An 8,849-nucleotide genomic window follows, 5' to 3' on the forward strand; every position below is an offset into this window, starting at 1 on the left:
CTCTCAAACGTGGGATGCTATCCCTTCCATCTCTCTTCCGATCGTGACATACAACGTGGTGTCCCGACCTATCACCGTCTACCATGGACAGTTTGATGCGTCTGCCGTTCGATTGGACGTGACACTTCAGACGAGCAGCAATCAGAGTTCAGTATGAAATCGCTCCAGCTACAACATGTTAGAAAAAAGTATGGGGACCGTGAAGTCATAAACGAGCTTGATATGATGGTCGAGGCGGGCGAATGTTTTGCGATTGTCGGCCCGTCAGGCTGCGGAAAAAGTTTGCTCCTTCGCATGATTGCCGGCATGGAGTCGCCGACGAGCGGGACGATCCGCATTGACGGGGTCGCGACGAATCGGTTGAAACCGAAGGAACGAGAGGTGGCGTATTTGTCTCAGCAGGACACGCTCTATCGCTTCTTGACCGTTGAGCAAAACATGGAGTGGTCCTTGCGCGGAAGAGGCTTGACACGTTCAGCGCGACAAGACCGATGCCGTCAGATGGTCAATCTGTTTGAACTGTCCGACCTCATGAAACGAAAACCATACGAACTCTCAGGGGGGGAACGACAACGGATTGCTTTGGCTCAAGCGCTCAGCACGGAATCGCAAATCTACTTGCTCGATGAACCGTTCTCGAACCTTGATGTCAAACTTCGAACGGAACTTCGCGCGAAGCTTCGGCAATGGCAACAACATTTTGGTCTGACGTTTCTGTACGTGACCCAAGACCAGAGCGAGGCGATGTTGATGGCGGACCGGATGATGATCATGAATAACGGTCGCGCTCAGCAAATCGGTAAACCGCTCGACTTGTACAACAAACCGGCGAATACGTTCGTCGCGTCGTTCCTTGGTACACACCCGATGAACTTGACGCCTGTGACGCGAAGTGACAAGGGATGGTCTGTCAACGACGGCCGTCTGTTCCGTCCCTTATTGGTCACGGGAATAGAGCAGGCGATACTTGGAGTCCGACCCGAGCACATCCTGCCGGCGGGAGCAGATGTGACCTTTTATGCCGAGTTGAAAAGGATTGAAGTACTCGGTGCGGAAACAGTGCTCACGTTTCATTTAGGGAATGCCGAGTGGATTGCCAAATGGGAAGGTCAATGGCCGCTCGCGATCGGCGAAAAAGTGGCATGTTACATTGCGCCGCGGCATATGACGTTGTTCGACGAGAACGGAGGGCTCCTTGAGACTCGTCCACCGAAGCTGTTTGAGACACTCGAAATCAGACGATGAACGAGAAGCAAGAAGCGGGGACAGCACTGTAGATTCATAGGAAAGAGGCCACCGGGAGCAATTGATGCGCTCCTGACGGCCTCTTGTCATTGTTTCAATATTATCAACAGTTGATTCGACTTCGGAAACATAATCCTGCGCTCATATACGGGGAGCTCACTCAACGTATAAAAAAATGGAACCTTCACTCGAAGGCTCCATTTTTTAAGGTGAATCATTAGTTGGTTACGAGTGAAAGTTCACTGACATTCGTTAGAATCACTTGGTTTCGTCCCGAGCGTTTCGCTTGATATAATGCGTTGTCCGCTGCTTCGGTCATCTTCTGAACCGGCTCCGATTTACCGTGGGCAATCCCGATTGAAGCGGTGATATGAATCGGAGGAAAGTCCTTCAATACGAAAACTTCATCCTCAATCCGCTTACGAATACGTTCAGCGACTTTTTCCACCTTTTCAGGAGTAAGATCATACATTAAAATGACGAACTCTTCACCACCGACACGTGCGACCACATCATGCAATCTCGTTTCAGCCAAAAGCAGTTCAGCAAAGCGTTGTAAAACGAGGTCCCCGTTTGCATGACCATATGTATCGTTGACGCGTTTGAAATGGTCGATATCTAACGCCAGTACGTTAGACGACCGATTTTCATTCTCTAGTTCAGACGTATAACGATCCCAGACACGACGGTTGAATAAACCGGTCAAAGGGTCACGCTCGGCGGATTGTTTATAATCTTTCGCTCGTCGTTTCGCCTGCTCAAGGTCAATCGTCAGTACGCTCGAGAGCAACCCGACCAATAGTCCAATCGTCCAAATCGTGGCGATAAGTGTGATATAAGACATGCTCCAGCCGAGATTGATTAATACGGCGATTGATATAACAAATAGCGCCCAGACGTTTAATAGCATACTTTGAAAGAACAGTCGTTCAGACAGACGGCGATGAATCCATATCATACCGAGGCTAACGAACCACGTCGCGATAAAGGCGACGACGGCTTGATCAGTGAATCCAAACAAGAACCGAGTGCTTGCGATAAAGCCGGTCGCGATGAACAATGGCAAACGTGCACCATAAAAAGCGAGCAATACGAGCGGCAAGTGGCGCAAGTCGACACGGACATCCTCGTTCACCTCGACACCGTTAAACATAAGGAACAAGCCGAGCATCCCCGCGAGCATACCGATTAGGACGCCACGACTTCTTGATGAGAAGAATAGTTGTGAGTGAAACACTTTGGAAATCAAATAAAAGCCGGTAAAAGCGACACAAGCATTAACGAATAGAGAGATAATTGGCATAAAATCACGACCTTAGTCACAGAGTATACTTTAACCGTAACAGACTGCAAAAACTTGTCAAATCCGAAAATATTTTTTTGAAGAAAACTGTAAAAATAAGATGGTTCAATGTATTCAAACTACTGATTTACTAGTGGTTCACATGACTGAAAGCATTAAAAATAAGAGGAACACCCAAATCAATGGTTGATCCTCTCACTTCAATGCAGCATAGTATTTCCCTATTAAAATTTCGGCGAATCAGAATACATAGTTCAACATCACGCCTTTTTCTTCGTTCCTTTAAAAGCAAAGAACATCGCGATGCCGATCCCGATACCGAGCCACCAGTTGTCGAACAACAGTCCGAAGATGAGAATAAAGGCGACGGCGACCGGTAGTGCTAAATATCCACGTTGTCGTTTCATTTGATTCATCCTTTCTGTGTCTCTCTTTGACTGTTCCCGGAAGCGGAATGATTCATTCTAAAAGTAACCGTTTTCATAAAAATGGCTCAACAGCAACGTTTGTCTAAAAAATGAACATTGTTATTTTCATGTGAAATAGTGAGCAATTACATCTATCCATCCATAGGAAAGCCTGTTATATTTTAATTGTGATAAACTTCACAATAAGAAATCATACATGGGTCATATTATAGGAGGAAGAGAAGATGATTACATTTTTTATCGCACTAGGATTATTATTGGTCGGGTACCTCGTCTACGGCCGTTACGTCGAGAAGACGTTCGGCATCAAGGAAGAGCGGACGACGCCCGCCTATGCGTCTCAGGACGGTGTCGACTATGTACCGATGGGAAAAAAACGTAACTCGATGATCCAACTGTTGAACATCGCCGGTGTCGGTCCGATCTTCGGTCCGATCATGGGAGCGCTCTACGGTCCGGTCGCATTCCTTTGGATTGTCGTCGGGTCAATCTTTGCCGGGGCGGTACACGACTACTTGACCGGGATGATCTCGCTCCGGAACAACGGCGCACACTTGCCGCAGCTCGCCGAGAAGTTCCTCGGCCGCTCGCTCCGCCACGTCGTCAACGGGTTCGCGCTCTTGTTGCTACTGCTTGTCGGGACGGTGTTCGTTACGTCACCGGCCAACATGATCAACAACTTGTTCGACGGTAACGCGTCGACGCTCGCCTGGGTGCTCCTCGCCATCTTCGGCTACTACATTTTGGCGACGCTCTTACCTGTCGATAAGATCATCGGGCGCATCTACCCGTTCTTCGGGGCGCTCTTGTTGATCAGCGCCGTCGGCATCGCCGTCAGCCTGTTCGCCCAAGGCTATCAGGTCCCTGAGATGACGTTCACGAACATGCACCCGGACGGCTTGCCGATCTGGCCGCTCTTGTTCTTCACAATCTCGTGCGGCGCGCTTTCAGGATTCCACGCGACGCAGTCGCCGATCATCTCGCGGACGACGATGAAAGAAAGCAATGGTCGCAGCATCTTCTACGGCATGATGATCGTCGAGGCCGTCATCGCCATGATCTGGGCAGCGGCCGCGATGGCGATCTTCGAACCGGGTCAACTGCTCGCGATGATCAACGCCGGCACACCGGCGCTCGTCGTCCAAGAAGTGGCAACGCTCATGCTCGGCAGCATCGGCGGCACGCTCGCCATCCTCGGTGTCATCGTCTTGCCGATCACGTCAGGTGACACGGCGTTCCGTAGCGCCCGGATGATCATCGCCGACTACATGAAGATCGCGCAGAAGAAGTTCGCATCACGCCTTTGGATCGCACTCCCGTTGTTCGTCATCTCGTTCATCTTGACGAAAGTCGACTTCCGTCTCCTCTGGCAATATTTCAACTGGGCCAACCAGACGACGGCGGTTATCGCCTTGTTCGTCGGGGCGACGTACTTGTACATCAAAGGACGCAACTACTGGATCGCGCTCGTCCCGGGGACGTTCATGCTGTATGCGGTCTGGTTCTATATCTTGACGGCGCCGATCGGCTTCAAGATGGATGGGGTCATTCCGTACGTCATCGCGACGGTCGGGACGGTGACATTGTTCTTCTTGTTCTTCAAGCACGCCAAAGCGATGCGCGCCCAAAATCTCGAGTGCGACGCACCGGTTCGAAAAGCCGCATAACAAACAGGGGCCTGGCATACATTGCCGGGCCCCTTTGTTGATCAGTCATATAAGTAAATTGAGAACGTCGTCCCTTCTCCGTACACGGAGTCGGCGTGGATGCCCCAACCGTGCGCCTCGGCGATCCGTTTGCAGATGCGCAGGCCGAGCCCGGTCCCTTTGATCGGACGGTGGGAGTCGGAGTCGACCCGGTAGTACTCGTCAAAGATGTAAGGGATGGACTCAGGAGGGATACCGATGCCTGGGTCACGGACGGACAAGACGAGCGTCGTATCGTCCATCGAGCCCGTGATCCGGATCGTCCCGCCTTTCGGTGAATACTTGATGGCGTTGCCGATCAAGTTGTGAAGCAGCTGCAACAACTTCTCCTGGTCGGCCTCGATCGTCGCGTCGCAAGTGGACAAGACGACCTGGTGATTCGGGGATGTCGTCTCATAGTGGGCGACAATGCCTTCAAGAACCGGTTTGAGTGCGAACGTCGACAGCGTCAGCAATTCCGCGGAGTAGTTGACGCGTTGATAGTCGAGGAAGTTATCGACGAGCCGTTCGAGCCGCTCCGCTTCTCGCTTCACGAGCGTCAGCATGCCGTGCGTCTTCTCGTTATCGGTATGTTGGTACATGAGCAGTTCGGTGTAGCCGCTGATGGCGGTGAGCGGTGAGCGGAACTCATGCGACAGCTCGGCCAAAAATGAGTCTTTCTGCTCCTCGAACCGGCGCGCTTCGGTCTCGTCGCGCCAGAGGATGAACACGCCGCGCGGGGTGTGGGTGAAGTTCAAGATGAGTTGCAGCGTCCGGTCGCCAAGTTGGAAGTAGTGGGGTTCCATACTCGGACAGCAGCCGAAGCGATTGTCGAGCAATTCTTCCCAAAAAGACGTCACGGCGACCGGGTCGGCCTCGTTCCGTTCGAACATGTCATGGAAGAAGCGGCTCAAGGTCTCGAAATCGGTGAAGCGCCGCGTCGTCAGCGACGGACAGAAAGCACGGAGCGGTTGGTTCGTATACAGGTGGTTGCGGGTAAAATCGATATAACAGACGGCATCCTGCACTTCCTCGATGAGTGAAGCGATGGGAAAGTGCGGCAGGCGTCGTGTTGAATAGTTCGGGATGGCTCGTTTTGGACGTGTTCGGCCGTGCCTTGCGGATGAACGATAAAATCGGTTTCGGTCCATGCGTCGGCCTCCTCTCTACGATGTCGATTGATTTGTCTCTATTATACGACATTGTGCAGTATTTCCCTATATAGTCCATGGACCTACCTAAAAATGAAAGGAAATCGGGACGGTCGGCACAAATTGTTCAAACACAAACAGACGGGACTGTACGACAATGAGAAGAGGAGGCGATATGATGAAGCAAGCGATTTTAGTGACCGGTGCGACCGGGAACGTCGGACAATACGTTGTGAAGTATTTAGAGGGTCGAGGGGAAGCTGTCGTCGCGGCCGGAAGCAGGGTGGACGAGCTGCAACGGCGCTTCCCGACGGCGGCACGACACGTCGAACTCGATTTTGAAAACCCGGACACGTACGAAGCGGCGCTCGACGGGGTCGATCGCGTCTTTTTGATGCGTCCGCCACAGATCGGGGATGCGGACGTGTTCGTTCCGTTCATTGAGGCGATGGCCGAACGTTCGATTCGACTCGTCGCTTTTCTTTCACTCATGGGCGTCGAGACGAATCCGTTCCCGCCACACTATAAGATCGAGAAGTACATCGAGCAGTCAGGTGTTCCATCCGTTCATATCCGGCCAGGTTTCTTCATGCAGAACGTGACCGGCGTCCACGCCGAGGAGATCCGTCAAGACGACGAGATCTTCATCCCGGCCGGTAACAGTCAAGTCAGCTTCATCGACGCCGAGGATATCGGCAAGGCAATCGCGTACGTCTTGGCCGACCCGGAGTCACATCGCAATACGGCCTATACGCTCACCGGACCCGAGGCGCTCGATTATGTCGACATCGCCAACCAATTGACGATTCTGACCGGGCGGCGCATCACGTACGCCAAGCCGGGCATGTTGCGCTATCGCTCACACTATATTCAGGAACGTGGCCTGGATCCAGCGTATGTGAATGTGACGATGGCGCTCTACCTCATGACACGGCTCGGGACGGCGAAGGCGGTGACGGACGACTTTGAACGGTTGACCGGGGAGAAGCCACGTTCGTTTGCTGAGTTCGCACGTGATCATGTAGATGCGTTCCAACGCTAAAAAACACACTTTTATCCGTTAACGGATAAAAGTGTGTTTTTTAGAATAACGTATACGGGTTGACGCTGTTGGCGGCTGTCGAGCCGCTATAGACGTACTTGTTTTTATGGATCTCGAAGTGGAGGTGGCTCCCGAACGAGTTGCCGGTATTCCCGATCGTCCCGATGTTCGCGCCTTTTGAGATCGATTGGCCTTTGACGACGTTCAACCGATCCATGTGGGCATAGACGCTCGTGTACGCTTGGCCGTTGATCGTATGCGAGATCATGACGTGGTTCCCGTAGGCGCCATAGTTTCGGGCGACGATGACTTGACCGGAAGCGGCCGCTTGGATCGGTGTCCCTTTGGCGGCCGCGATGTCGATGCCGTTATGGAACGTGTAACCGTACTTTCCGCTCGCCGGGCCATACCCTTGCGACAATCTGCCTTGCGCCGGCATGATGAATTTAGCTGCCGTGGCCGTTTGTAACGCCGTACCGCTATATTTTTTGACATATGTACTCGCTACATATTTCGTGCTGCCGTTGTAATTGATTTTCGTCCATGAGCCGGTCGCCCCTAGATACGTGAACGATTGACCGAGCTTGGCGCTGCCGACCTTTTTGTAGGCGGTCGATGGACCCGTCCGCACGTTCAAGCTGTTCGTTGTGATTTTGACTTTATAAGAAGTGGCTGCTTCTACCGGTGTTGACGTTTGAAGCGTCAAACCGGAAACGAGAAGTGCGCCGAGAGTAATTGTCATTAATTGTTTTTTCATTTTTTGGTAAATCCTTTCGGTCAGTTAACAGGGCGACGGAACGATGTTTTTCTTAACCTTCTTTAGGAATTTTACCATCAAAAAATATAATTAAATATGTCATTTATATTTCAAAAAAATATATTGGAATTTTAACTGATTTAAGCAGAATTCTCCCACCTCTAAGCGTCTGGGGCGAAGCCCAGCGTAGGTGGGAGATAAATCGCCCGTACATAAACTTCTTGGCCACCCCTGTGACAGATATGACGAACATAAGTTCGTGATTTCGTCAGATTTCCCTTCCCCCGTCGCGGGTATCGGATGAGGAAGACGTTCATCACGATCATCGGCCGGGAGGAGGCGCAGACATGCTAAAGGGCTATAAATACAGGCTCCACCCGACGGCGGCACAGGCCGAGTTCCTCGTCAGGACGATCGGCTGCGCCCGCTTCGTCTACAACAAGCTGCTCGAGGACCGCATCACCCTCCACGAGGAGGCGAAGGCGAACGGCGGGCCGAAGCGGAAGCCGCCGACGCCGGCCTCCTGCAAGCCGCTGTTCCCGTTCCTCTGCGAGGCGGACAGCCTCGCGCTCGCCAACGCGAAGCTGCACCTCGACACGGCGTTCGCGAAGTTCTTCGCCGGGACGGCCGGCTTCCCGGTGTTCAAGTCGAAACGGAAAGCGCGCGCGTCCTACACGACGAACAACCAGCACGGCACGATCCGTATCGAAGGGGGCCATGTCCGGCTCCCGAAGGTCGGGTTCATCCGCTTCACACAGCACCGAATCTTCGACGGCGAGATCCGGTCGGCGACCGTGTCGATGACGAAAGCGGGCAAGTTCTTCGTGTCGCTCCTCGTCGAGCAGGACGACGAGCCCTGGGTCCCGGCCGAGCACAAGATCGGGATCGATCTCGGCCTCGGGAACTTCGCCGTCATGACGAACGATGCGATGGTGACGGAGACAATTCCGAACCCGCGCAACCTGCGCGAGGCCGAGGAACGGCTGAGACGGGCGCAGCGCGCGCTCTCCCGCAAGAAGCCCGGCAGCCGGAACCGCGAGAAGGCGCGGCTCCTGTTGGCCAAAAAGCATGAAAAGGTACGGAACCGCCGACATGACTTCCTCCACAAGCTGTCACGACGCATCGTCGACGAGAACCAAGTCGTCGTCGTATAAATGTCAACGTCTTTATGTACAATTTCGTTCGCTTAATAATGCTCACTATTGCTCACTTCATCAGCCACAGTTTGTTCTGACCGA

Annotated in this window: 7 protein-coding genes and 1 pseudogene; 4 read left to right on the forward strand and 4 right to left on the reverse strand. The window is 52.8% G+C overall.

The features are described from left to right. The first annotated feature begins 153 nt into the window (after window positions 1-153). Window positions 154-1,245: an ABC transporter ATP-binding protein gene (locus tag KNP77_RS04995; protein WP_214888995.1), complete on the forward strand. Its 1,092-nt coding sequence runs from the start codon at window positions 154-156 to the stop codon at window positions 1,243-1,245. Between the two features lie 217 nt (window positions 1,246-1,462). Here the strand turns inward: KNP77_RS04995 and KNP77_RS05000 are convergent, their stop codons facing one another. Then, window positions 1,463-2,548, reverse strand: a complete 1,086-nt coding sequence (locus tag KNP77_RS05000) for a GGDEF domain-containing protein (RefSeq protein WP_214888998.1) — start codon at window positions 2,546-2,548, stop codon at window positions 1,463-1,465. 260 nt (window positions 2,549-2,808) lie between these two features. After that, the gene (locus KNP77_RS05005) at window positions 2,809-2,955 is read right to left on the reverse strand and encodes a hypothetical protein (protein ID WP_201738424.1); all 147 of its coding nucleotides are present in this window, start codon (window positions 2,953-2,955) and stop codon (window positions 2,809-2,811) included. Between the two features lie 245 nt (window positions 2,956-3,200). On the opposite strand from KNP77_RS05005, the gene KNP77_RS05010 reads away from it, so the two are divergent. Continuing rightward, entirely contained in the window at window positions 3,201-4,643 is a 1,443-nt protein-coding gene (locus KNP77_RS05010; protein ID WP_070328143.1) for a carbon starvation CstA family protein, read from the forward strand. A 41-nt stretch (window positions 4,644-4,684) separates the two neighbouring features. Here KNP77_RS05010 and KNP77_RS05015 read toward each other — a convergent pair whose 3' ends face one another. Continuing rightward, window positions 4,685-5,812 carry a sensor histidine kinase gene (locus KNP77_RS05015; protein ID WP_251138925.1) on the reverse strand — a complete coding sequence of 376 codons (1,128 nt, stop codon included), beginning with the start codon at window positions 5,810-5,812 and terminating at the stop codon, window positions 4,685-4,687. Window positions 5,813-5,990: 178 nt separating this feature from the next. On the opposite strand from KNP77_RS05015, the gene KNP77_RS05020 reads away from it, so the two are divergent. Next, complete coding sequence (locus tag KNP77_RS05020; RefSeq protein WP_251138926.1) at window positions 5,991-6,854, forward strand: SDR family oxidoreductase; 864 nt, start codon at window positions 5,991-5,993, stop codon at window positions 6,852-6,854. Between the two features lie 40 nt (window positions 6,855-6,894). Here KNP77_RS05020 and KNP77_RS05025 read toward each other — a convergent pair whose 3' ends face one another. Continuing rightward, window positions 6,895-7,596 carry a peptidoglycan DD-metalloendopeptidase family protein gene (locus KNP77_RS05025; protein ID WP_353048807.1) on the reverse strand — a complete coding sequence of 234 codons (702 nt, stop codon included), beginning with the start codon at window positions 7,594-7,596 and terminating at the stop codon, window positions 6,895-6,897. 362 nt (window positions 7,597-7,958) lie between these two features. Between KNP77_RS05025 and KNP77_RS05030 the strand changes: the two are divergent. Beyond that, window positions 7,959-8,762: pseudogene (locus tag KNP77_RS05030) on the forward strand (RNA-guided endonuclease TnpB family protein); the annotation flags it as partial. Between the last annotated feature and the right edge of the window lie 87 nt (window positions 8,763-8,849).

Source organism: Exiguobacterium sp. s142 (genome assembly GCF_018618455.1).
GTDB classification, from domain to species: Bacteria; Bacillota; Bacilli; order Exiguobacteriales; family Exiguobacteriaceae; genus Exiguobacterium; species Exiguobacterium aurantiacum_A.

Coding starts and splice junctions, on each gene's coding strand:
- KNP77_RS05000 (WP_214888998.1), bottom strand. CDS start 2,548: ATGCCAATTATCTCTCTATTCGTTAATGCTTGTGTCGCTTTTACCGGC.
- KNP77_RS05005 (WP_201738424.1), bottom strand. CDS start 2,955: ATGAAACGACAACGTGGATATTTAGCACTACCGGTCGCCGTCGCCTTT.
- KNP77_RS05015 (WP_251138925.1), bottom strand. CDS start 5,812: ATGGACCGAAACCGATTTTATCGTTCATCCGCAAGGCACGGCCGAACA.
- KNP77_RS05025 (WP_353048807.1), bottom strand. CDS start 7,596: ATGACAATTACTCTCGGCGCACTTCTCGTTTCCGGTTTGACGCTTCAA.
- KNP77_RS04995 (WP_214888995.1), top strand. CDS start 154: ATGAAATCGCTCCAGCTACAACATGTTAGAAAAAAGTATGGGGACCGT.
- KNP77_RS05010 (WP_070328143.1), top strand. CDS start 3,201: ATGATTACATTTTTTATCGCACTAGGATTATTATTGGTCGGGTACCTC.
- KNP77_RS05020 (WP_251138926.1), top strand. CDS start 5,991: ATGAAGCAAGCGATTTTAGTGACCGGTGCGACCGGGAACGTCGGACAA.